Source organism: Actinoplanes sp. NPDC089786, from assembly GCF_040684855.1.
Classification (GTDB): domain Bacteria; phylum Actinomycetota; class Actinomycetes; order Mycobacteriales; family Micromonosporaceae; genus Actinoplanes.
This window is the reverse complement of record NZ_JBFBGU010000043.1, coordinates 1-22,748: the sequence shown is the minus strand read 5'-3', so window position 1 is coordinate 22,748 and position 22,748 is coordinate 1. Positions and strand designations below refer to the sequence as shown.

The following is a 22,748-nucleotide window of genomic DNA, read 5'->3' as shown; positions in this document are numbered from 1 at the left end:
CTATGGGCGCCATCCACGGGACTCCACGGTAACACCTTCGCCGTCGGACGCACGTTCCGGCTGGTCCTCCCGCGTGTCCCCGACATCTCGGGCAATACCCGGCCCACCTGGGCCATCGCTCTCACCCTCGGGCCGGGTCCGATCCGCTGCGTGATCGAGCACTCGCAGAGCGGTCAACACCGCGACGGGTACGGCCACCGCCGCGGCCGCCCCGGCCACGGTGAGCGCCGTCCCGCCCAGCGGCCCGGCGATCAGCGCCGCCACGGTCGTGCCCGCGCCCGCCGCCCGCAACGCCGGGTGCAGCCCGAACAGCCGGTTGAGCCCGCCCCACGGGGAGAACTGGCAGAACGCGAGCATCAGCACGCCGATGATGGCGAGCACGGTCAGCGGACTGTCCACCAGGGACAGGCCGTTGGCCGAGGCCGCCCGCTGCAGCGACGGGCCGGCCGTGCCGTCGGCCAGCGCGGTCAGCACCCGGCCCAGGCTGCCCTGCTCGGCCGGCGGCCGGCGCAGGTCGAGCACGGCGAACCCGATCGTGACGCCCAGCCCGGCCATGGCCGCCCAGGCGAAGCGCGGGAAGGTCAGCCAGCCGCCGGCGCTGACCGCCGCGGCCACGCACACCCCGGCCGTCACCGCGATCGCGCCGGCCGGGTCCGCGCCCAGGTACGGGCTGCCGACCATGACCACCGCGATCCCGCCGATCAGCACCATCACCACCGGCCGCCACGGCTTGCGGATGTACTGGGCCAGGCAGCCGGCCACCACCAGCATGCCGGTGACGAACACGCCGAGGCCGACGCTGCCGACGCCGGCGTACCGGCCGCCCGCCGCCGCCGAATAGCCGGCCACGCCGTTGAGCTGGAGCTGCGCGCCGGTCAGCAGGTCGGCGCCGACCACCACGGCGCCGATCAGGGCGACCGCGCCGATCGGCCAGAGGGTACGGGGATAGCGCGGCGCCACCCGCACCGCGACCGTGCCGACGGCGGTCAGCAGCAGCGTGACGGCGGCGAAGACCAGGCTGGGCCGGCCCGCCCGCCACCACGGCGCCGCGTCGGCGAGCAGCGCGGCCGGCACCGCCAGGGCCACCGCGATCAGCGCGACCTCCAGCGCGCCGAGCAGGATCCGGGACGGCGCCGCCGGGCCGCGCGGACCGGCGTGCCGGCGGGCACGCACCATCAGCGGCACAGCGGCCAGGAACAGCAGCAGGTCGGCCGCGGCCAGGGCGGTGAAGAACTCGTCGGCCACCCCGCGCTGGGCGGTCGCGCGGCGGTCGGCGTCGTGGTCGCCACGCACCGCGTCCTCGAGCCCGGCCGGGCGGCCCGGCACGGTCGTCGCCGACCGGCCGGTGAACAGGCCGTGCGGCTCCTGACGGCCGAGGGCGGTCAGCACGGTCGGCGCCAGGTCGACCAGTTGCAGGTAACCCTCGCGGCCGGTGCCGGCCGAGGTGAGCCAGCCGCCGTCCCAGCCCTCGCCCTCGGCCATCGCCACGTGCAGGCGGGACGTGCTGGACGTGCCGCCCACGCCGGCCACCACGATCAGCGACCGATCGGGCCGGCCGGCGACCACCCGGGCCAGCAGGGCGTCGGCCCGGGCCACGGCGGCCCGGCGCTGTTCACCGGCCCCGGCCACGGTGCCGAGGTCGACGATGCTGAGCACACACGAGGACAGCAGGGCCTTGGCGTCGGCGGGCAGCTCGGCCTCGTACCGGTCCACCCGGCCGAACGGGCGGGCCGCCGCGATCGCCGCGCCCGGGCCGACCGCGACCGTGCAGCGCACCGACTCGGCCAGCGCGCCGGGCACCGCGCCGTACGGCATCGTCTGGTTGTTCTGCACGATCCCGCGTTGCTGCTCGAGGTTCGCGCCGAGGTTGTCCGGCTCGGTCAGGGCGGGGGCCAGCGGCGGGCACTGGCCCGGCACGCGGTCGGTGCTCCAGGCGGCGTAGTTGCCGGCGCCCAGGGTCAGCCAGCCGTCGGCCGGGCAGGTCACCCGGTGCCCGGATCGCACCGACAGCCAGCCCACCGAGCCCTTGCTCGCCTCGGCCCAGAGCGTCGGGGTCAGCCGCGGGTCGAGGTCGTCCCAGCGCAGGCCGGCGGCGCCGGCCACCACCACGTAGTCCAGGGGCTGCTTGGCCGGGCCGGGCGCCGGGCGTACGGCCAGCGCGCCCACCCCGGCGGCGGCCGCGAGCAGCACCAGCGCGTACGGCAGCCAGCCCCGGATCCGCCGCACCGGGAGCCCGCGCCGGCGCAGCCGCCGCAGCCGGTTGACCCCGCGCCGCGGCAGCGTCCGGAACGGCCGGAACCTCACCCACCCACCTCGTCGTACGCGGCGATCACGTCGGCCACCGTGTCGGCCTCGTCCGGCCAGGTGGCGGCCCGCTTCGGACCCCGCGCGGCGTAGTCGGCCCGCAGGGCGGGGTCGTCGAGCAGGCGGCGGACCGCGGCGTCCAGCGCGTCCACGTCGCCGGGCGGGATCTGCACGGCCGCGTCGCCGACCAGCCCGGGCAGCCCGCCCACCGCGGTGCAGATCAGCGGCACCCCGGCCCGCAGCGCCTCCTGCGTGAACAGCTGCCGGGCCTCCCAGTCGCTGGTCACCACGGCCAGGTCGGCCCCGGTGAGCAGGTCGGGCACGTCGTCGCGCCGGCCGAGCAGGAAGAACCGGGCGTGGGTCTCGCTGGCCTGCTGGGCCAGCGGCATATAGCTGGGCCCGGACCCGGCGACCACGGTGACCGGGGACGGGGTCAGCGAGCGCCACCGGGCGGCCGCGCCGATCAGCACGTCGTAGCGTTTCTGCGGGTGCAGCCGGCCGACCGAGAGGATCATCGGGACCTCGGGCGGCAACCGGAACTCGGCGCGCACCGCGGCCCGCGACCGTTTCGGCGGGGCCAGGGCGGGCGCCGCCACCGGGCTCAGCCGGGCCGTGCCGCCCAGGGCGGTGGCCCGCTCGACCAGGTCTTCCGAGGCGCCCAGGACCAGCGTGGCGTTGCGGACCACGATCCGCTCGACCAGTGATGAGGCGCTGGCCCGGAAACCCTTGCCGAGCACCGCGTTGTGCAGCGTGACGATCAGCGGCCGGGACATCCGGGCCAGGGCCGCGACCAGGCCGGCCCGCAGCCCGTGGGCGTGGATCACCGTCACGTCCTGGCCGGCCAGCTCGCGCCGCAGCGCGCGGACCGCGCCGGAGTCCTGCGGGCCGGGGCTGGGCGGGATCTCGACGGCGGCGAACGTGGCGCCGGCGGCCGTGAAGCCGAACAGCTCGTCGGTGGCCGACGGCCCGCACACCAGGACCGGGCGCCCGGCCGCGACCAGGCCACGGGCCAGCGAGGCGACATGGTTGCCCACCCCACCGGTGCTCGAGCCCAGCACCAGGGCCACCGTGCCGCTCACGTTCTTCCCCTCCGTCTGATCGAGATGGCGCGGACGTCCGGCCCGTCCAGCGCGACGACCACGGCCGCGTAGGCGGCGAGCACCGCCACGCCGCCGGCCAAGCCTTGCACGAGGCTGCTGCCCACGCCCGGCCCCATCGCGCCGGCGACGGCCCGGGCCACCGCCCAGCCCGCGAGCGCCGCGACGACCGCCGCCACGATACCGGCCGCCATCGCCCGGCCCAGCCCGCTCAGCGACGCCGGACCGGCGTGGCGGCGGACCGCGAGCACCAGGAGCAGGCCGATCACCGACATCCCGATCGCGTTGGCCAGCCCGAGCACGAGGACCTGACGCCCCTCCCCCGACAGCGCGGACAGGACCACGGCGGCCACCGCCGCGACCCCCCACCCGGCCGCGGTCGAGGCGGCCGCCGCGCGGGTGGCGCCCCGGGCGTAGAGCGCGCGGGACAGCAGGGCGAACAGGGCGTACCCGAACAACCCGGCGGCGAACCCGCGGATCCCGGGCGCGGCCGACGTCGTGCCGACCAGGTAGGCGACCGGGTCGGCCAGCGCGTACAGCGCGGCCGCGCCCAGCCCGGCGAGCAGCACCACCGACCGGGCCACCGGCGCCAGCGCCGCGCGAAAGCCGTCGAGGTCGGCCGCCGACAGCGTCGGGTACACCGCGGTGGCCAGCGGCACGGCCAGCACCGCCCAGGGCAGCAGGAACACCGTCTGGGCGGCGTTGTAGGCGGTCAGCCCGCCGCTCACCGCGAGCAGGATGACCACGCCGATCATCACCTGCTGGGACCCGACGGTGACCGCGCCGGCCCAGCCCAGCCGCACCGCCCGGCGCCCCTCGTCGCCCGGGAACCGGAAGCTCGGCCGCCACCGCAGCCGCAGCCTCCGCAACGGGATCAGCAGGCACAGGGCCAGCACGACCACACCGAGCGTGGTCCCGGCCGAGAGGATCAGCTCACCGGTACGGGTGAGCCCGCCGAATCCGGTCCGCGGCCCGTCCAACGCCGCGTACGTCAGATACGCCCCCATCACCGTCACGCTGGACAGCAGCGGCGCGATCACCGGCCAGGCGAACCGGTGGTGGGCCTGGAGCACGCCGGTCAGCACGATCCCGGCGCCGTAGAGCGGCAGTTGCGGCGCGAACACCCGCAGCATGCTCGCCGCCACCTCCCGGTGCTCGTCCGGGACGCCCGGCAGCAGGCCGCTGATCGGCCCGGCCAGCAGCGCCACCAGCACGGCGAGCGGCGCCAGCACCGCCAGCACCCAGGTCAGCAGCGCCGACGCGACCTCGCCGACCCGTCCGGGCCGCCCGGCCGCCACGTCGCCGGCCAGCAGCGGCACCACCAGCGAGGCCAGCGCGCCCCCGGCGACCAGCTCGAAGACGATGTTCGGGATGGTGTTCGCGGCGTTGTAGATGTTGCCCAGCGCGCCGTCGCCGACGGTCTGCAGGAAGACCACCGTCCGCCCGAACCCGGCGAGCCGGGCGACGATCGTGAGAACGGTGATGACCAGCGCGGCCCCGGCGACCCGCCCTCGCGTCATGAACGGCCTAGCTCGTCCAGCCTGCGGAGCCACGGGGTGTCGTGGATGACCTTGGTGAAGCTGACCTTCTCGCTGGCCGCGGTCAGCCCGGCCAGCGCGATCAGCGCGATCGCCCGCCCGGCCGTCCCGGTCCGCGCGGTCAGCGCCAGCCCGAGCAGCGCCCCGAACGCGTTGGCCCCGGCGTCGCCCAGCATGATCTCCTCGCCGAGGTCGTCGGGCAGCAGCGCCGCGCCCGCAGCCAGCGCGCCGGTGGCCAGCCCGCCGTTCGCGCCGGTGGACAGCGGCGTGCCGGCGATGATGCCGGCCTTGAGCGCCCGGCCGGGCCGCAGGTCGAGCAGGTTGATCAGGTTGGCGGTGCCGGCGATCACGCCGGCGCCGAGCAGCACGTCCCGCTTGCGCCCGCCGAGCAGCGCGGACGCGGCCAGCGCGGCCGCGCCGACGCCGGCGATCTTGACCAGGCCGCTGGTCACGTGACCCTCACGCAGCGCGCCGAGGTGTCCGGCGAAGCCCTTCGCGGCCTTCTGCTCGGGCCGGTTGCCGACCAGGTCGTCGTAGAAGCCGACCGCACCCGACACCGCGCCCGCGGTCACCGCCGCGGCCGCCACCCGGGCCGAGCCGGCGCCCAGCGCGGCCCCGACGGTCGCGCCGGCGGCCAGGGCCGGGCCACCGGCCAGCGTGACCGTGTTGCCCCGGAAGTTGGTGCGCTCCAGCGCGGCCGCGCGCGGGTCGCGGCGGATCCAGGTGAGCACGCCGCGGGCCACGAGCGCGCCGATGCCGGTCGGACGGAGGAGAGCCATGACGAACGAGTCTAGGCAGCGGCCTTCGGCACCAGCGAGGTGGCACCGGCGGCCAGGCCGTACTGACCGACCTTGGCCTGCACCACCCGCTCGACCACGCACAGCGCGGTGGCCAGCTGGCCCTGGGCCGAGCTGGCGTTGTCCACCGTGGAGATCTGCTTGACCAGGATCGGGTCGGCGCGGACCTCGGCCACCAGGTTGCCGTCGACCGCGCCGTCGCCGGCCACCACCAGCGGCCGGTCGTCGCCCGCGAACTGGGTGGTCAGCATGACCGCGTTCTGGCTCTTCTTGGCCGCGTCGGTGTCGGTCGGCGGGAGCGCCGAGACGATCACGGTGGCCTCGGCGCCGCCGGCCGGGGCCTTGCCGTCCACCTCGTCGGCGGCGATGTAGCCGGGCTCGGCGTACGCGGCGAGCACCGAGGTCAGGTCGGCCGCGCTGACCGGGGCCGGCTGCTGCTGCAGCGCCCGGGCCAGCAGCGCGCTCGAGGTCTCCACCCCGTCGCTGTTCATCGGCAGCCCGGCCGCCGGCACGGTCGGCTGGGACGCCTGCTCGGCCAGGTCGAGCAGCTCGACGCCGTTCACCGGCTCGAAGAACTTCTCCTGCACCGAGACCTTCGCGGTGATCGTCGCCCCGGCCACCTGGAGCATGGCGATCACCTGGTCGGCGTACTTCTGGGTGTTGGGCAGGGCCAGCACCAGGATCTTGCGGCCGGTCAGCTTGCCGTTCAGCAGCGCCGGCGCCACCTCGGTGGAGAACACCTGCGCCCGGCGCAGCTCGTCGCGGTACTGGTTCTGCTGGTCGCGCAGGTTGCTGTTGTCCTTGCTGACCGACTGCACCTGTTCCTTGAGGCTGTCGGCGACCGGGCCGTTGAGGGCCGCGGTGCCCACCACCAACCCGATGGCCAGGGCGAGGAAGACCGCCGTCAGCGACACCACGTGGTACCGGAAGTTGATCACGGGAAACGGTCCCTACAGCTAGAAGAGGTGGCCGAGCTGGAACAGGAGATTGTCCCACCACTCGGAGACCACGGCGAGGTACGCCTTGCCGACCGTCGAGACGGCCACCGCGGAGGCCATCGCCGCGACCGCGGACAGCACCAGCAGCAGCAGCGACGAGCCGGAGATGTTCTGCCGGTAGAGCCGGCTCACACCCTTGGCGTCGACCAGCTTGCCGCCGACCTTGAGCCGGGTGAGGAAGGTGGACGCCATGCCGCCGCGCCCCTTGTCCAGGAACTCGACCAGGTTGGCGTGGGTGCCCACGGCGACGATCAGCGACGCGCCCTTCTCGTCGGCCAGCAGCATCGCCAGGTCTTCGCTGGTGGCCGCGGCCGGGAAGGTCAGGGCCGGCACGTCGAGGCCGCGGACCCGGTCGAGGCCCGGAGCGCGACCGTCGGGGTACGCGTGGACGACCACCTCGGCGCCGCACCGCAGCACGTCGTCGGTGACCGAGTCCATGTCCCCGATGATCAGGTCGGGGCTGTAACCGTTCTCGACCAGCGCGTCCGCCCCGCCGTCCACGCCGATCAGCACCGGCTTGAACTCGCGGATGTACGGCCGCAGCACGTCGAGGTCGGCCTTGTAGTCGTAGCCGCGCACCACGATCAGCACGTGCCGCCCGGCGATCTTGGTCTCGACCTCGGGAACGCCGACGCCGTCCAAAAGCAGGTCACGTTCCTGCTTGAGGTAGTCCATGGTGTTCGCGGCGAACGCCTCGAGCTGCACGGACAGGCCCTCGCGGGCGTCTTTCATGGCCTTGGCCACGATCTCGGCGTCCTGCCGGACCCCGCTCGCCACCGCCTCGCCGTCGAGCAGCACGGTGTCGCCCTCGATGCTGACCAGGTCGCCCTCGTGCACCTTCTCGAGCAGTTCCTCGCCGAGGTCGTCGATCAGCGTGATGCCGGCCTGGATCAGCACCTCGGGGCCCAGGTTCGGGTATCGCCCGGAGATCGACGGCTTGGCGTTGAGCACCGCGAGCACCCCGACCGCGACCAGTGAGTCGGCGGCCACCCGGTCGATGTCGACGTGGTCGATGACCGCGATCTCGCCAGGGCGAAGCCGCCCGACCAGGCGTTTGGTCCGGCGGTCGACGCGGGCGGTGCCGGCCAGGGCTCCCGGTTCGACCGTCCGGGTCCGGCGCAAGGTGGGAAGTCGCATCGCCGCCCATCCTGTCACGGGCGTTCACCCTGCTCACCCGCGACATGCCTGAACTCACCCCCAAAAGGGGCAAATGGCGGCTGCCTAGCCTCGCTTCTCCTTGCCCGCCACGGCCAGCAGTTCCTCGGCGTGGGCGATGCCCAGGTCGGAGTCGGGCAGGCCGGCCAGCATCCGGGACAGCTCGCGGGCCCGGTCGGTCTCCTGCACGACCCGCACACCGCTCGTGGTGATCGCCCCGCCGGTGTCCTTGGCGACCACCAGGTGGGTGTCGGCGAAGGCGGCCACCTGCGGCAGGTGGGTCACGACCAACACCTGATGGGTACGCGCGAGGCGCGCCAGCCGCTTGCCGATCTCGACCGCCGCCGTGCCGCCGACCCCGGCGTCCACCTCGTCGAAGACCAGCGTCGGCGGGCCACCCGCCCCGGCGAAGACCACCTCGATGGCCAGCATCACCCGGGACAGCTCACCACCGGACGCGCCCTTCTGCAGCGGCAGCGACGGCGCGCCCGGGTGGGCCAGCAACCGCAGCTCCACCTCGTCGGCGCCATCCGGTCCCGGGCCGTCGGACCGCTCGACCACGGCCACCTCGACCCGGGCGTGCGGCATGGCCAGCCCGGCCAGCTCGACGCTGACCGCCTCGGAGAACCGGCCGGCCGCCTCCTGACGGGCCGCGGTCAGCCGCCCGCACAGGTCGAGCACCAGCGCCTCCTGACGCAGGCGCTCCTTGTCGAGCTCTTCGAGCAGCTCGTCGGAGGAGTCGAGCACGGCCAGCCGGGTGCGGGCGTTGTCGGCCCAGGCGATCACGCCGTCGACGTCGTCGGCGTACTTGCGCATCAGCCCGCGCAGCGCGGCCCGCCGCTCGTAGATCTCCTCCAGCCGGGCCGGGTCGGCGTCGAGCGAGCTCAGGTAGGTCGACAGCTCGGCCGAGACGTCACCGACCAGCGTCGCCGCCTCTTCGATGCGGGCCGCGAGGTCGCCCAGCGACGCGTCCACCTGGGCCTGCGCCTCGAGCGTGCGGCGCGCGGTGCCCAGCAGCTGGGTCGCGTCAGGCGCGTCCTCGGTCACCTCGACGCCGCCGGCCAGCGCCACCGCGGCCTGCATGGCGGCCACCCGCAGCCCCTCGGCGTGTTCCAGGCGCTGCACCTCGGCCCGCAGGTCGTCGTCCTCGTTCGGCTGTGGATCGACCCGGGTGATCTCGTCGAGGCCGAGCTTGAGCAGCTCGGCCTCCTGGGTGCGGGCGCGGGCGTTGGCCCGGCGGTCGGCCAGGTCGTCGACCACGGTCCGCCACGACGCGTACGCCTGGCGATAGGTCTCCAGCAGCTTCTCGTGGTCGGGCCCGGCGAACCGGTCGAGCGCCGCCCGCTGCTCGGCCGGGCGCAGCAGCCGCAGCTGGTCGGACTGCCCGTGCACGGCCAGCACGTTCTCACCGAGCTCGCTCAGCACGGACACCGGCATGCTCCGGCCGCCGACGTGGGCGCGCGACCGGCCCTCGATCGTGACCGTACGGCTCAGCAGCACGCTGCCGTCGTCGTCGACCTCGGCGCCCGCCTCGACGATGCGCGTCGCGACCGCCCCGGCCAGCGAGCCCTTCAGCCGCAACCGGCCCTCGACGACCGCCCGGCCCGGGTCGGCGCGTACCCGCCCGGCGTCGGCGCGGCCGCCGAACAGCAGGCCCAGACCGGTCACCACCATGGTCTTGCCGGCGCCGGTCTCGCCCGTGATGACATTCATCCCCGGGGTCAGGTGCAGGGTCGTGTCGTCGATGACACCGAGCCCGGTGATCCGCAGTTCCTCCAGCACAGGGCAGACAGTAGTGGGACCGTGTGACGAATGCCCACCAGGGCTGTGGATCAGCGTCGATTCCCGCGCCAACCATCCACCGGCAGGGCGAACTTGGCCACCAGGGTGTCGGTGAACGGGCGCGGGGCCAGCCGGACCAGGCGTACGGGCAGGTCACCGCGTTGCACGGTGATCTGCGCGCCGGGCGGGAGGTCCCAGGTGCGCCGGCCGTCAGCACACAGGGTCGCGAACGACGTGTACGGGTCGACGGTGATCGAGAAGATCGAGGTGGGCGCGGTCACCAGAGGCTTGCTGAACAGGGCGTGCGCGCTGATCGGGACCAGCAGCAGCGCCTCCACCTCGGGCCACACCACCGGGCCGCCGGCCGAGAACGCGTACGCCGTGGATCCGGTCGGCGTGGCACACACCACGCCGTCGCAGCCGTAGCGGGACAGCGGCCGCCCGTCCACGTCGACGAGCAGCTCGAGCATCTGGGCGCGCTGTCCCTTCTCGACGCTGACCTCGTTGAGCGCGAACGACTCGGCGATCAGCCGGCCGTCGTACTCGGCCCGCACGTCCAGCGTCAGCCGTTCGTGCACCGTGTACGACCCGGCGACCACGTCCTCGATCACCCGGTCGATGTCGCCGGTCTCGGCCTCGGCCAGGAAGCCGACGTGCCCGGTGTTGATGCCCAGCATCGGCACCTTGGCCGGGCGGGCCAGCTCGGCCGCCCGCAGGAAGGTGCCGTCGCCGCCCATCGCGACCGCGATCTCCACGCCCTCGGCCGAGGCCGGGTCGTCGCTGACCGGCACCACCCCGGCCGGGAAGTCGAGGTCGCCGGCCTCCTCGGTCAGCACACGCACCTCGAAGCCCGCGGCCAGCAGATCCTGGGCGACGGTCCGCGCGTGCGCGGCGCTCTGCCGGCGTCCCGTGTGGGCGACCAGCAAGGCAGCACGGGTCATGAAACGTCCTCCACCTCAGAAGCTGGCCGGCCCGACGGGCCGGCGGCGACTACCGCGCGGATCCGCTCGGCGTCGGCGGGTACCCCGTCCCGGCGGAACCACACGAAGAACTCCACATTGCCACTCGGCCCCGGCAACGGGCTGGCCGTCACCCCGGCCACGCCCAGGCCCAGCCCGGCCGCGGCGGCACAGACGTCGAGCACCGCCTCGGCCCGCAGTTCCGGGTCGCGGACCACGCCGCCGGCGCCGACCCGTTCCTTGCCCACCTCGAACTGGGGCTTGACCATCAGCGCCAGGTCACCGTCGGGCGCGGTGCAGGCGGCCAGCGCGGGCAGCACCAGCCGCAGCGAGATGAACGACAGGTCGGCCACGGTCAGGTCGACCTGTCCGCCGATCAGGTCGGGGGTAAGCGTACGGACATTGGTGCGCTCCACCACGAGCACCCGGTCGTCGGTGCGGATCGGCCAGGCGAGCTGCCCGTAGCCGACGTCGACCGCGGCCACGTGGGCAGCACCCGCGCGCAGCAGCACGTCGGTGAAGCCGCCGGTGGAGGCGCCCGCGTCCAGGCATCGCTTCTGCTTCACGGTGATGCCGCCGAACGCCTTCAGGGCGCCGGCGAGCTTGTGGCCGCCCCGGGACACGTACTCGTCCTTGGGATCCTCGCCGGTGACCACGACCGGGTCGGCCGGGTCGACCATCGCGGCGACCTTGTGCGCGACGGTGCCACGCACCCGCACACGGCCCTCGGCGACGAGCGTGGCGGCCTGTTCCCGCGACCGGGCCAGCTTGCGGCGGACCAGTTCGGCGTCGAGCCGGGCACGACGGGCCATCGACTAGCCGTCGATGCTCGCGAGCGTCTCGCGCAGGACGTCGTGCGCCGCCTCGTACTCGGCGATCTGCTCGGCCGGGGGCAGCTGCGCGGCGTTCTCGAGCGCGGCCAGCATCCCGTCCACGGCCGGGTGACCGGTCTCGCCGTCGGACCGGCCGGGCAGCGGGTTGAAGCCGGGCGGCGGGCCGGGAACCAGACCGGACGGCGGGCCGGGAACCGGACCGGGCCGCGGCCCGGGCGTCGGATAGCTCACTGGCCGGCCTCCGGCTGCGTCTTCTTCGCGGGACTGGTCTTCTTGGCCGGGCTGCTCTTCTTCGCCGGGGTGGCCTTAGCCGCGGCCTTCTTCACCGGCGCCTTCGTGGCCTTCTTCACCGGCGGCAGCTCGGTCGCGGCGGCCGCGTCGACCACGCTCGCCACCGGCGCCTCGGCCGTGCCCGCGGGCGGGGCCGAGGTCGCCTTCTCCGGCGCGGGGGCCTTCTTCGCGGGCGGCGACGCGGCGGCCGGCATCCGGTTGGGTGTCGCCTTCTTCGCCGGAGCGGCCTTCTCCGGAGCGGCCTTGACCGGAGCGGCCTTGACCGGAGCGGCCTTGACCGGAGCGGCCTTCGCCGGAGCGGCCTTGACCGCGCCGTCCGGGGTCGGAGCCACCTTCTTCACCGCCTTCTTGGCGACCTTCTTCGCCGGGAGCGGCGCCGGCTTGTCGAGCACGTCGCCACCGGCGCCCGGGCCGGTCACGTGCTCGGCCGCGGTCGCTCGCGCCTGCGCCACCCGCAGCTGCTTCTCGAGGTCACGGACGCGCGTGGTCAGATCTTTCACCTCGTCCGCAGTGGCCAGGCCGACCATGCCCAGCGCGCGGTCGACCTCGAAGCGCACGATGTTGGTCAGCGCCTCGCGGTTCTGCACACCCGTGGTCAACAGGTCTTCGACCAGGCCCTGCAGCTGGGTGGCCGTCGCGCCACCCCGGTTGACCAGTTCCGAGGCCACCTTCTGCGCTCGTTTGCGCGGCACCTCGGTCAGTCCGAGCGCCATCTCCAGATACGCCCGCCATGCGTCCTGCATGATCGCCCTCCTTCGCGTCAGGTGCCACGCTACCGGTCGGGTGATCGCCACCGTGTGCGGTACCGTGCGTCAACAGCGGTGTCGTAGATCAAGCCCTGAACTAAGGAGAGCTCGATGGCCACGGTGGACGACTGCCGGCAGGCTCTGCACGACCTCGCCGCCCGCCTGGAACGCAACGCCGAGAGCCGGGGCAAGCTCGACTTCGACCGTACGCTCGCCGCCCGCGTCACCGACCTCGAGACCGCGTTCCACGCCCGCCTCGCCGACGGCCTCCTGGTCGACATCGCCGACGGCGACGACCCGAAGGCCAAGATCGCCCTGATCGCGACCGGCGACGACCTGGTGGCCCTGGTGAACGGCCGCCTCGACGTCACCCGCGCGGTCGCCTCGGGCCAGGTGAAGATCAAGGCCAACCCGTTCGACCTGCTCAAGCTGCGCAAGCTGCTGTAGCGGTTTCGCTGTAGCCGTTTTGCGGTAGCGGTTTTGCTGTAGCAAGTTGCTGTAGCAAAACTGCAATCGCAAACCGCAGGCGCACACCGCCGTTCGGCGACTACGCAGCCTGACGTACACCGGAAGCCGCGCCTCGTCGGACGTCATCGACGACCGGGCGGACGAGTCTCGGGACATGACAACCCCGATCCCGGTGGCCGCCCATCGGCTCACCAAACGCTACGGCTCCCTGACCGCCGTGGACGCGCTCGACCTCGAAGTACGGGCCGGCGAGGTCTACGGCTTCCTCGGCCCGAACGGCGCCGGCAAGACCACCACGCTGCGCATGCTGCTCGGGCTGATCCGGCCCACATCCGGCGACGTGCGGCTGTTCGGCGTGCCGCCCGGGAAGCCCGGCCACCTGGCCCGCGTCGGTTCCCTGGTCGAAGGGCCGGCCTTCTACCCGTACCTCAGCGGCCTGGACAACCTCAAGGCGATGGCGCGGCACGCGCGGGTGGGTGACGACCGCATCGCGCTGGTCCTCGACCAGGTCGACCTGACCGGCCGGGCGCGCGACCGCTACGTCACCTACTCGCTCGGCATGAAACAGCGTCTCGGCGTGGCCGCCGCCCTGCTCAAGGACCCGCGGCTGGTGGTGCTCGACGAGCCCACCAACGGCCTCGACCCGGCCGGCATGGCCGACATGCGCCTGCTGGTGAAGCGGCTCGGCGCGGCCGGCTGCACGGTGCTGCTGTCCAGCCACCTGATGACCGAGGTGCAGGAACTCTGCGACCGGGTCGGCGTCATCTCGCGAGGGCGGCTGGTCGCCGAGAGCACCGTGGCAGAACTGCGCGGTGACCGTACCCTCCGGATCGTCGCCTCGCCCCTCCCCTCGGCCGCCGCCGTCGCACGCACCCTGCTCGGCGCGGAGGCGGTCGGTGTCCGCGACGACGGCCTCGACCTCGCCGTCTCCCCCGCCCGCGCGCCCGAGATCAACGCCGCGCTGGTGCACGCCGGCATCGCCGTGCACTCGCTCACCGTCCACGAACGCAGCCTCGAACAAGCCTTCTTCGACCTGACCGCCGATTCACCCGTGGAGGTGCCCGCTCATGCTTGACGACATCCGCGCCGAGGCGCGCAAACTGCTGCGCCGGCCCGCGATCTGGACCCTCCTGGCGGTCGCGCTCACGGTTTCGCTGATCTTCACCTACGTCATCCCGTACGCCGGGTACGCCGGCGGCACCACCGGCCCCACAGCGGACCGCGGCCTGGCGGCGATGCTTCCCGACCAACTAGTCGGTAACGCGATCGGCGGGCTGCCCGTCTTCCTCGGGGCGCTGATGCTGATCCTCGGCGTGCTCACGGTCGGCAGCGAGTACACCTGGGGCACCTGGAAGACCGTGCTCACCCAGGACCCGTCGCGCCTGCGCGTCTACGCCGCCAAGCTGATCGTGGCCCTGCTGGCGGCGCTGGCCGCGGTGGTCATGGTGTTCGCCGCCGGCGCCACGGCCAGTGCATTGATCGGGTACGGGGAAGGCGCGCCGATGAACTGGCCGCCGGCGGCCGACGTGCTGGTCGGGATCGGCGCCGGGTGGCTGATCGCGGCGATGTGGACGGTGCTCGGCGCCTTGCTGGCGATCGCCCTGCGCGGCGTCGCGCTGCCGGTCGGGCTCGGGCTGGTCTGGATGCTCGCGGTGCAGAACCTGCTGACGCTGATCGCGGCGCCGCTGCTCGACTGGGTGGCCCAGGCGCAGAAGGGCCTGCCCGGCCCGAACGCCGGCTCGCTGGTGGCGGCGCTCGGCGGTGGCACGGACACCCCAGGTGTCGCGGCCGTCGTCGGCGGCGGGCAGGCGGCGTGGGTGCTGGCCGCGTACCTGCTGGTGTTCGCCGCGCTGGGCGGCCTGCTGCTCCGCCGGCGTGACATCCTGTGAAGGTGGTCGACGGGTTGCTGGCGCTGCTGCTGCTCCTGGCCGGGGTGGCCGGGACGGCGCCGGCGTCCCGCAACGTCGGCCTCGCCCCGGACGGCTGGTGGGCCTACGTGCCGGTGGTGGTGGCGGCGCTCGCCATCGTGGCGCGGCGGCGGTTCCCGCTGCCGGTGCTCGGTGTCACGGTCGCGGCCGTCTGCGCGTACACGCTGATGGGTCTGCTCTACGGCCCGATCCTGTTCAGCGTGGCCTGCGCGGTCTACACGGTCGCCGCCCACCGGACGCTGCGCGTGTCGGCGGCGGCGGCCGGGACAGCGTCGGTCCTGATCGTGGTGTGCGGCGCCGTCGGCACCGGCTTCGGCCTGGTCGCGGCGGCGCCGGTCTCGGCGTGGGCGGTGGTCCCGCTGGCCATCGGCGTGACCGTCCGGGTGACCCGCGAGCAACGCGTGCAGACCCGCCGCGACGAGCTGCGCCGCCACGCCGACGCCGAACGCCTGCACGTGGCCCAGGAGGTCCACGACGTGGTCGGCCACGGCCTCGCCGCGATCACCATGCAGGCCGACATCGCCCTGCACATCCTGGCCAAACGCCGGCCCGCTCCTGCGGCCACCCCTTCGCCCGCTCCGCCAGCCACCTCGTCGCCCGCTCAATCGGCCACCCCATCGCCCGCTCCGCCGGCGCCGGTTTCCGCCGCGTCCGATGCCGCGGTCGAGGCGGCGCTGGCGACGGCTGAGGCGGCGCTTTCGGCGATCAGCCGGACCAGCCGGGAGTCGCTCGACGAGCTGCGGGTCACCCTGGGCGCGGTGCGTCGCGGGCCGGAGGAGGTCGACGACCGGACACCCGCGCCGGGGCTCGCCCGCCTCGGCGCGCTCCTGGACCGCACCCGCTCAGCCGGAGTCCCCGTCTCCTTGACCGTGTCGGGTCCGGTGACCGGGCTGCCGACAGCCGTGGATCTCACCGCCTACCGCGTCGTGCAGGAATCGCTGACCAACGTCCTCCGTCACGCCGGCTCGGCCACCGCCGAGGTCCGCGTCGAGCAGGCCGGCGGCCGGCTCACCATCACGGTGACCGACACGGGTCACGGACCGACCGGCTCCTCGGCCACCGACGGCCACGGCCTGATCGGCATGCGCGAACGGGTGACCGCCCTCGGCGGAACCCTCGCGGCCGGCCCAGCCCCTTCCGGCGGCTTCGCCGTAACCGCAACCCTTCCCATGCCTCACTCCAACTCCACCGCATCACCCGACCCCCCGCCGCCCTCTCCCGCCGCCCAGCCCGACACAGCGCAGCCCGACGCAGCGCAGCCCGACGCAGCGCAGACCGACACAGCCGCGCAACCCGACGCCGGCGGGTCGAAAGCCGAGAACCCCGGAGCCGCCGATGTCTGAGATCCGCGTACTCGTGGCCGACGACCAGGACCTGGTCCGCATCGGTCTGCGCACCCTCCTGGCCAGCGAGGACGGCCTGACCGTGGTGGGCGAGGCCGCCGACGGTCTGGCCGCCGTCGACCAGGCCCGCGCCCTGCGCCCCGACGTGGTCCTGATGGACATCCGCATGCCCGGCATCGACGGCATCGAGGCCACCCGCCGGATCGCCGCCGACCCCGAGCTTTCCGGCACCCGGGTCGTGGTGCTGACCACGTTCGAGGTCGACTCCTACGTGTTCGACGCCCTCCGCCACGGCGCCAGCGGTTTCCTGACCAAGGACACCAAGCCCGCCGATCTGGTACGCGCCATCCACCTGGTCGCCGCCGGCGAGGCGCTCCTCTCCCCGTCGGTGACCCGCAAGGTGGTCCGGGAGTTCGCCGCCCGCCCGGCCCGGGTCCTCAAGCCCCACCCCCGGCTGGCGTCCCTGACCGACCGTGAACGCGAGATCGCCGGCCTGGTCGGCGAGGGCCTCAGCAACGAGGAGATCGCCACCCGCCTGGTGGTCAGCCCGGCGACGGCCCGCACCCACGTGAGCCGCGCCATGATCAAGCTGGCCGCCCGCGATCGGGCCCAGCTGGTCGTCTTCGCGTACCAATCAGGTCTGGTCGATTGATGTTGCCCACCATCGATGTGCACGAGGTCACCATCGACGCCACGCCCGAGGCGATCTGGCCGGCTTTGCTGCGAACGGTCCGCGGCGCCTTCTCCGGCCCGCTGCCCACCGCCTACGCCCGGGCGATCCGCAGCCGCCCATGGCAACCGTCCCGCGACACCCTGGCCGGCTTCCGGATCACCGAGTCCGTCGAGCCGGCCGCCTTGACCTTGGAGGGTCAACACCTGTTCTCCGTGTACGCCCTGAGCTTCCACATCGCCGCCCGCCCGGAAGGCGGGTCCCGCCTGTCCGCGGAGAGCCGAGCCGACTTCCCCGGCCCGCACGGCGCCCTGTACCGCCTGGCCGTGATCAGCTCCGGCTTCCACGCCCGCAGCGTCCGCCGCCTGCTGGCCACAGTGTCCCGCCGAACCTCCCGGCCCGTTCCCCCGGCCCGCCACCCTCAACGCCCGGCACCGTAGCCTCCACGCTCGTGAGCAGCGAGATTCCACGCCTCATCCGCCTGCTGGCCGACGACTGGACGGAGAACGTCGGCCACGCGAAGCACGACCTGGTCGCATTGGGCCACGACGTGGTGCTCCCCTTGACTGCCGCCGTGCCCACCATGCGCCCCGAAACGCAGCTGGCCGCCGTCGAGGTCCTCGAGCGCCTGGCCGCCACCGATGCCGCCCCCGCCCTGATCGCCCTGCTGACCAGCGAACACACCAGGGTCAGAGCCCGCGCCGCCCAGGCCCTGGGCACCTTACGGATCCAGCCGGCAGTGCCCAAACTCCAAGAAATCTACGGGTACGCCGACCACCCCGCGACCCCCGACGCCATCGCCATCAGGCACGCCCTGACCACATTGGGCGCCCGCCAGGAGGTGATCCCCGACTTGACCGCCTCGTTGCAGACCACAGCCGGCACCTTGGCCCGCTGCTGGCCGATGGCCCGCCTGAAAGACGTCATCAACGACTTGGCCGACCACGCCCAGGTCGTCCTTCACTACCAGCACTGGTCGGTCCGCGACACCGGAACCCACAAGGGCAGCCGGCGCGACTCGAACGTCACGTTCGCCCCGGCCACACCTTGGCCCGAGCTGGTGGAATCCGCCCGGACCGCCGCCCTGGCCAGCATCCACACCCCGTTCCCCCGCCCCTACCACTTCGCCGTGGTCGAGTGGATCAACCAATCCGACGCCTGACCAGCGCCAACCGCCATCCGCCGAACCCCTCGGCCGAGTCGGATGCGCGCGTCGGACGGACAAAGTGCGGTGGCATGGCATCGTGCGAACCGCAGCGCCTCGCCGGCAGCCTCAGAGGCCCCACTCGCTGAAGACGTCGCGCGCCTCGGGCGACGCGGCTTTCGCGGTGGCGCCGGCCCAGGTGTGCGGGCACAGCAGACGCAGAGCATCGACCGGTCGACCGGCCCCGTCGAGGGTCACGGCGCCGTCGGAGACGGTCACCTGCCACCCGCCGAGCGACGTCGTCTCCGCGGCCGGGATGCTCGAGTCGCCGGCCGGCGCGAACAGCCCCGACAGGTCGGCCGCCACGTAGGTCGGGCGGCGTTCCGGCTCGGCGGCCAGCAGGTCGGCCGGGCCGCTCACCCCGGTCAGGACCAGGAGGCTGTCGGTGCCGGCCTTGGTGGCGCCTTCGATGTCGGTGTCGAGGCGGTCGCCCACGGTCAGCGGATGCCTGGCGCCCGAGAGCCGCGCGGCCGTGGTGAACAGGGCCGGCTCCGGCTTGCCGACGACGATGTCGGGGTCGCGGTCCAAGGCGGTACGCAGGACCGCCACCAGCGACCCGTTGCCCGGCAGCGGGCCGCGCGGGCTGGGCAGGGTGCGGTCGGCGTTGGTGGCCACCCAGGTGGCGCCGGCCCGCACGGACAGCGCCGCCTCGGCCAGGATCCGCCAGCCGACGTCCGGCCCGTAGCCCTGCACCACCGCGGCCGGCTTGTCCTCGAACGTCTCCACCGGGGTCAGCCCCGCGTCGCGGACCTCGGCCCGCAACGCGTCCGCCCCCACGACCAGCACCGGCGAACCGGGCTCGAGCCGCTGGGCGAGCAGGGCCGCGGCGGCGCCGGCCGAGGTCAGCACCTCGTCGGCCGTCGCCGGGACCCCCATGCCGGTGAGCAGCGCGGCCACGTCGGCCGCGCGGCGCGAGGCGTTGTTCGTCGCGTACGCCACCGGCACGCCATCGCCCCGCAGCCGCTCGATCGCTTCCGCCGCGCCCGGGATGGGCCGGTCGATCAGATAGACAACGCCGTCCAGATCAAAGACAACCATGTCGTACGCATCGACCAGCCCGCCACTCACGCCCGCCGCTCTCCTTCGACGTCCGAGCCACCCGCGGTGAACTCGTCCCCGTCGGCCTTCTGCTCCGCGTCACCGGCAGCCGAATCCGGCTTGCCCTCCCCGGCATCCAAGAACCGGACGACCGGAGCCGCCAGCCCCCCATCACCGGGAGCCGAGTCCGGCACCTGATCGGCGGCGTCCTTCACCCGGGTCTGGTCGTCGAGGTCGTCCTCACCATCGAGGTCATCCTCCTCGTCGACGGTCAGCACCGGCGCGCCCTGCTCAGAGCCGGCCTGCTTCTCGTCCGAGCCAACCCGCGCCTCAGCACCGTCGGCCTCGTCGACATCCGAACCCACCCGAGCCTCAGCACCGTCGAGCTCGTCGTCCGAGTCAACGCGCGTCTCGGCGTCGTCAAGGTCGTCGTCCTCGTCGGAGTCGGCACGCGCCTCAACGGCGTCGTCCCCGTCGAGGTCGTCGTCCTCATCGTCTGCGTCGTCATCCGAGTCGGCACGCGCCTCGGCGTCGTCGTCGGCGAGTTCGTCGCCCTCGTCTTCGTCGTCTTCGTCGTCTTCGTCGTCTTCGTCGTCGTCATCCGAGTCGGCACGCGCCTCGGCGTCGCCCTCGGTGTCGTCGTCCTCGTCCTCCTCGTCACCGGTGAGGGTGACACCGTCGAGTTCGAGGAGGCGCTCGGCCGCGTCGGTCGTCTCGTCCGTGTCGGCGACCGCCGCGCGGGAGAACCACTCGCGGGCCTCCTCGCGACGTCCCGCGGCGAGCAGAGCGTCCGCGTAGGCGTAGCGCAGCCGCGCCGCCCACTCGGCGTCCTCCTCGGCCGTGAGCTCGCGCACCTGCAGCATCGCCACGGCCGCGTCGTGCTGGCCCAGGTCGCCACGGGCGCCCGCCGCCACGATCAGCAGCTCGATGGTGCTCGTCTTGTCCAGCGACTCACGGTCGGCCCCGCGGAACAGGTCGATCGCCCGCTCCGGCCGGCCCAGCGCACGCTCACTGTCGGCGATCTCGGCCAGGTGCGTCTGCTTGCCGGTCATCCGGTGGTAGGTCCGCAGCTCCGCGATCGCGGTCGCCCAGTCCCCCGCCGCGTAGGCCGCCAGCCCGACCGCTTCACGCACCACCGCGATCCGCGAGGCGATCCGCCGCGCCGCGATGGCGTGCTGAAGCGCCAGCTCGGCGTCCTCGTCGATGATCTGCCCCGCCGCGACCAGGTGCCGCGAGACGCGGTCGGCCATGTCACGCGACAGCGTCAGCAGCTCCGAGCGCACCTCCTTGTCGAGGTCGCTGGCCTGGATGTCCTCCGGGATCTCCGGCGCCTGGAAGTTCAGCTGGTCGCCGTCAACCCCGCGGTGGTCACCCCGGTCGTCCGGTCCGCGATTCCCTTGGTACGCCTCCCGCGCGCCACCCCGGTCATCACGCCGGTCCTGGTCCCCGCGGAACCCACCACGATCGTCCCGCGGCCGGTCCCCCCGGAACCCACCGCGGTCCTCCCGCGGCCGGTCACTGCGGAACCCACCCCGGTCACCACTGGGGCGGTCACTGCCGAACCCACCCCGGTCACCACTGGGCCGATCACTACGGAACCCACCCCGGTCACCACTGGGCCGATCACTACGGAACCCACCCCGGTCACCACTGGGCCGATCACTGTGGAACCCACGGTCCTCACGCGGCCGATCGCTGCGGAACCCACCGCGGTCGTCGCGCGGCGCACGGTCGCCACCAACGGCGCCCCGGTCCCGGTCGCCACCCTGGTAGCCGCCCCGATCGTCCCGGGGCTTGTCACTGCGGAACCCGCCGCCCTGCGGCCGGTCACCCCGCCCTTGATAGCTCTGCCGAGCCCCACGGTCGCCACCGAAGCCACCCCGGTCACCACCGGAGCCACCCCGATCGTCCCGAGGCCGGTCACTGCGGAACCCGCCGCGGTCGCCGCCAGAACCACCCCGATCATCACGAGGCCGGTCACTACGGAACCCACCACGGTCACCACTGGGCCGGTCACTACGGAACCCGCCGCGATCGCCACTGGGCCGATCGTTGCGGAAGCCACCGCGGTCACCGGTGGGCCGGTCACTACGGAAGCCGCCACGGTCGCCGCTGGGCCGATCGCCGCCACGGAAGCCACCGCCGGCCCGATCATCACGGCCGGCGCCACCACGGTCATCACGCCGATCGCGGTCGCCCCGGAACCCGCCCTGCGGACGGTCACCCTGGGGCCGATCCCGGAACCCGCCACCTTGCGGCCGGTCACTGCGTCCTTGGTAGCCGCCGCGGTCACCCTGCGGCCGGTCACTACGACCCTGATAGCCGCCACGGTCCCGGTCACCACCACGGAATCCACCGCGATCGCCACCTTGAGACCCGCCACCCTGGTAACCACCACGGTCACGGTCACCACCGCGGTACCCACCCCGGTCGCCGCCCTGGGAGCCGCCACCCTGATATCCACCCCGGTCGCCGCCACCTTGATAGCCGCCCCGGTCGCCGCCACTGGACGAACCACCGCGATATCCACCCCGGTCGCCGCCTTGGTAACCACCACGGTCGCCACCACTCGACGAACCACCACTCGACGAGGCACCGCGGTAACCACCGCGATCGCCGCCGCCCTGGTAGCCGCCCCGGTCGCCACCACTCGACGAACCACCGCGGTAACCACCCCGGTCGCCGCCACCCTGGTAACCACCACGGTCGCCGCCACTCGACGAACCACCGCGATATCCACCCCGGTCGCCGCCACCCTGGTAACCACCACGGTCGCCACCACTCGACGAACCACCGCGATATCCACCCCGGTCGCCGCCACCCTGGTAACCACCACTGGACGAACCACCGCGGTATCCACCGCGATCGCCGCCACCCTGGTAACCACCACTGGACGAACCACCGCGGTAACCACCACGATCGCCGCCACCCTGGGAGCCACCGCGATATCCACCCCGGTCACCACCGGTCGAGCCACCACTCGACGAGCCACCGCGATATCCACCACGGTCGCCACCGGTCGAGCCACCACTCTGCGAGCCACCGCGGTATCCACCCCGGTCGCCACCGGTCGAGCCGCCACCCTGGGAGCCACCGCGGAATCCTCCACGGTCACCACCGCGCGAGTCCCCACGGAACCCTCCACGGTCGCCACCACGGTCTCGGTCGTTGCGGTTGCCGGCGGAACGATTGCCCCGGTCCCCACGAGGGTTGGCGTCACCGTCCCGGTCGCGACCGCGGCCTGCCTGGCCTTCGTCGTCGCGCTGGGAGCCGCCGTCCTGCGGTCCTGTCGTCACGGGTCAATCCTTCCGATCCGGCGCGCGCCACCAAGGGCCGTCGCCTGAGACTTCCAAACATTCAGTGTTCAAAGTTACCGCCGGTCGGAACCGACCGATCGCACAGCACCGCACGGAACGCACAGCGCCGGCCGCGCCTCTCGTCGCACCCGTCCACAAACGCATCGAGGGCCACCCCGGCTCGGGGTGACCCTCGATCAACGTTTAGTCCGGCGGCGTCCTACTCTCCCACACCCTCCCGAGTGCAGTACCATCGGCGCTGGCAGGCTTAGCTTCCGGGTTCGGAATGAGACCGGGCGTT

20 protein-coding genes, 1 rRNA gene and 1 pseudogene are annotated in these 22,748 nt (G+C 73.5%); 7 read left to right on the top strand and 15 right to left on the bottom strand.

Features of this window, described 5'->3' with window-relative positions; translation table 11 throughout:
* The 11 genes from AB0O15_RS46310 to AB0O15_RS46260 all read right to left on the bottom strand — a co-directional run bounded on the left by AB0O15_RS46310 (position 1) and on the right by AB0O15_RS46260 (position 12,497).
* Positions 1-2,226, bottom strand: a complete 2,226-nt coding sequence (locus AB0O15_RS46310) for a hypothetical protein (protein ID WP_364334057.1) — start codon at positions 2,224-2,226, stop codon at positions 1-3.
* A 74-nt stretch (positions 2,227-2,300) separates the two neighbouring features.
* Complete coding sequence (locus AB0O15_RS46305; protein ID WP_364334040.1) at positions 2,301-3,383, bottom strand: glycosyltransferase family 4 protein; 1,083 nt, start codon at positions 3,381-3,383, stop codon at positions 2,301-2,303.
* Positions 3,380-4,921, bottom strand: coding sequence for a lipid II flippase MurJ (locus tag AB0O15_RS46300; protein WP_364334037.1), 1,542 nt, complete (start codon positions 4,919-4,921; stop codon positions 3,380-3,382). Before AB0O15_RS46300 ends, AB0O15_RS46305 begins: the two co-directional genes overlap by 4 nt.
* The gene (locus tag AB0O15_RS46295; RefSeq protein WP_364334034.1) at positions 4,918-5,718 is read right to left on the bottom strand and encodes a hypothetical protein; all 801 of its coding nucleotides are present in this window, start codon (positions 5,716-5,718) and stop codon (positions 4,918-4,920) included. Before AB0O15_RS46295 ends, AB0O15_RS46300 begins: the two co-directional genes overlap by 4 nt.
* A gap of 11 nt (positions 5,719-5,729) precedes the next feature.
* Positions 5,730-6,674 (bottom strand): copper transporter, encoded by a 945-nt coding sequence (locus AB0O15_RS46290; RefSeq protein WP_364334032.1) that lies wholly within the window; start codon positions 6,672-6,674, stop codon positions 5,730-5,732.
* A gap of 18 nt (positions 6,675-6,692) precedes the next feature.
* Entirely contained in the window at positions 6,693-7,871 is a 1,179-nt protein-coding gene (gene steA, locus AB0O15_RS46285; protein ID WP_364334029.1) for a putative cytokinetic ring protein SteA, read from the bottom strand.
* An 84-nt stretch (positions 7,872-7,955) separates the two neighbouring features.
* Positions 7,956-9,671, bottom strand: a complete 1,716-nt coding sequence (gene recN, locus AB0O15_RS46280) for a DNA repair protein RecN (RefSeq protein ID WP_364334026.1) — start codon at positions 9,669-9,671, stop codon at positions 7,956-7,958.
* Positions 9,672-9,721: 50 nt separating this feature from the next.
* The gene (locus AB0O15_RS46275; RefSeq protein ID WP_364334023.1) at positions 9,722-10,612 is read right to left on the bottom strand and encodes an NAD kinase; all 891 of its coding nucleotides are present in this window, start codon (positions 10,610-10,612) and stop codon (positions 9,722-9,724) included.
* On the bottom strand, positions 10,609-11,442 hold the full coding sequence (locus AB0O15_RS46270; protein ID WP_364334020.1) for a TlyA family RNA methyltransferase: 834 nt from the start codon (positions 11,440-11,442) through the stop codon (positions 10,609-10,611). Before AB0O15_RS46270 ends, AB0O15_RS46275 begins: the two co-directional genes overlap by 4 nt.
* A 3-nt stretch (positions 11,443-11,445) precedes the next feature.
* Positions 11,446-11,694 carry a hypothetical protein gene (locus AB0O15_RS46265; protein WP_364334017.1) on the bottom strand — a complete coding sequence of 83 codons (249 nt, stop codon included), beginning with the start codon at positions 11,692-11,694 and terminating at the stop codon, positions 11,446-11,448.
* The gene (locus AB0O15_RS46260) at positions 11,691-12,497 is read right to left on the bottom strand and encodes a hypothetical protein (protein ID WP_364334014.1); all 807 of its coding nucleotides are present in this window, start codon (positions 12,495-12,497) and stop codon (positions 11,691-11,693) included. Before AB0O15_RS46260 ends, AB0O15_RS46265 begins: the two co-directional genes overlap by 4 nt.
* 114 nt (positions 12,498-12,611) lie before the next feature.
* Here AB0O15_RS46260 and AB0O15_RS46255 point away from each other — a divergent pair, with 114 nt between their 5' ends.
* From AB0O15_RS46255 to AB0O15_RS46225, 7 genes are all read left to right on the top strand, one after another.
* Entirely contained in the window at positions 12,612-12,947 is a 336-nt protein-coding gene (locus AB0O15_RS46255; protein WP_364334011.1) for an SCP2 sterol-binding domain-containing protein, read from the top strand.
* A gap of 175 nt (positions 12,948-13,122) precedes the next feature.
* Positions 13,123-14,043, top strand: coding sequence for an ABC transporter ATP-binding protein (locus AB0O15_RS46250; RefSeq protein ID WP_364334008.1), 921 nt, complete (start codon positions 13,123-13,125; stop codon positions 14,041-14,043).
* On the top strand, positions 14,036-14,857 hold the full coding sequence (locus tag AB0O15_RS46245; protein ID WP_364334005.1) for an ABC transporter permease: 822 nt from the start codon (positions 14,036-14,038) through the stop codon (positions 14,855-14,857). The genes AB0O15_RS46250 and AB0O15_RS46245 overlap by 8 nt, the downstream gene beginning before the upstream one ends.
* A gap of 2 nt (positions 14,858-14,859) precedes the next feature.
* Complete coding sequence (locus AB0O15_RS46240) at positions 14,860-16,239, top strand: histidine kinase (RefSeq protein ID WP_364334002.1); 1,380 nt, start codon at positions 14,860-14,862, stop codon at positions 16,237-16,239.
* Complete coding sequence (locus AB0O15_RS46235; RefSeq protein ID WP_364333999.1) at positions 16,232-16,891, top strand: response regulator transcription factor; 660 nt, start codon at positions 16,232-16,234, stop codon at positions 16,889-16,891. The genes AB0O15_RS46240 and AB0O15_RS46235 overlap by 8 nt, the downstream gene beginning before the upstream one ends.
* Positions 16,891-17,349: a hypothetical protein gene (locus tag AB0O15_RS46230; protein ID WP_364333996.1), complete on the top strand. Its 459-nt coding sequence runs from the start codon at positions 16,891-16,893 to the stop codon at positions 17,347-17,349. The genes AB0O15_RS46235 and AB0O15_RS46230 overlap by 1 nt, the downstream gene beginning before the upstream one ends.
* 11 nt (positions 17,350-17,360) lie before the next feature.
* Entirely contained in the window at positions 17,361-18,071 is a 711-nt protein-coding gene (locus AB0O15_RS46225; RefSeq protein WP_364333993.1) for a HEAT repeat domain-containing protein, read from the top strand.
* Between the two features lie 111 nt (positions 18,072-18,182).
* On the opposite strand, the gene AB0O15_RS46220 is transcribed toward AB0O15_RS46225, so the two are convergent.
* The 4 genes and pseudogenes from AB0O15_RS46220 to rrf form a co-directional block, all read right to left on the bottom strand.
* Positions 18,183-19,181: an HAD-IIA family hydrolase gene (locus AB0O15_RS46220; RefSeq protein WP_364333990.1), complete on the bottom strand. Its 999-nt coding sequence runs from the start codon at positions 19,179-19,181 to the stop codon at positions 18,183-18,185.
* A gap of 605 nt (positions 19,182-19,786) precedes the next feature.
* Positions 19,787-20,401, bottom strand: a pseudogene (locus AB0O15_RS46215) (hypothetical protein); the annotation flags it as partial.
* A gap of 89 nt (positions 20,402-20,490) precedes the next feature.
* Positions 20,491-22,305, bottom strand: coding sequence for a hypothetical protein (locus AB0O15_RS46210; protein ID WP_364333987.1), 1,815 nt, complete (start codon positions 22,303-22,305; stop codon positions 20,491-20,493).
* A gap of 349 nt (positions 22,306-22,654) precedes the next feature.
* Positions 22,655-22,748, bottom strand: a 5S ribosomal RNA gene (gene rrf, locus AB0O15_RS46205); the annotation flags it as partial.

Bases quoted from the DNA above. Each gene is read 5' to 3' on its own strand.
- AB0O15_RS46300 (WP_364334037.1), bottom strand. From the start codon at position 4,921: ATGACGCGAGGGCGGGTCGCCGGGGCCGCGCTGGTCATCACCGTTCTC.
- AB0O15_RS46295 (WP_364334034.1), bottom strand. From the start codon at position 5,718: ATGGCTCTCCTCCGTCCGACCGGCATCGGCGCGCTCGTGGCCCGCGGC.
- steA (WP_364334029.1), bottom strand. From the start codon at position 7,871: ATGCGACTTCCCACCTTGCGCCGGACCCGGACGGTCGAACCGGGAGCC.
- AB0O15_RS46275 (WP_364334023.1), bottom strand. From the start codon at position 10,612: ATGACCCGTGCTGCCTTGCTGGTCGCCCACACGGGACGCCGGCAGAGC.
- AB0O15_RS46270 (WP_364334020.1), bottom strand. From the start codon at position 11,442: ATGGCCCGTCGTGCCCGGCTCGACGCCGAACTGGTCCGCCGCAAGCTG.
- AB0O15_RS46260 (WP_364334014.1), bottom strand. From the start codon at position 12,497: ATGCAGGACGCATGGCGGGCGTATCTGGAGATGGCGCTCGGACTGACC.
- AB0O15_RS46255 (WP_364334011.1), top strand. From the start codon at position 12,612: ATGGCCACGGTGGACGACTGCCGGCAGGCTCTGCACGACCTCGCCGCC.
- AB0O15_RS46250 (WP_364334008.1), top strand. From the start codon at position 13,123: ATGACAACCCCGATCCCGGTGGCCGCCCATCGGCTCACCAAACGCTAC.
- AB0O15_RS46245 (WP_364334005.1), top strand. From the start codon at position 14,036: ATGCTTGACGACATCCGCGCCGAGGCGCGCAAACTGCTGCGCCGGCCC.
- AB0O15_RS46235 (WP_364333999.1), top strand. From the start codon at position 16,232: ATGTCTGAGATCCGCGTACTCGTGGCCGACGACCAGGACCTGGTCCGC.
- AB0O15_RS46230 (WP_364333996.1), top strand. From the start codon at position 16,891: ATGTTGCCCACCATCGATGTGCACGAGGTCACCATCGACGCCACGCCC.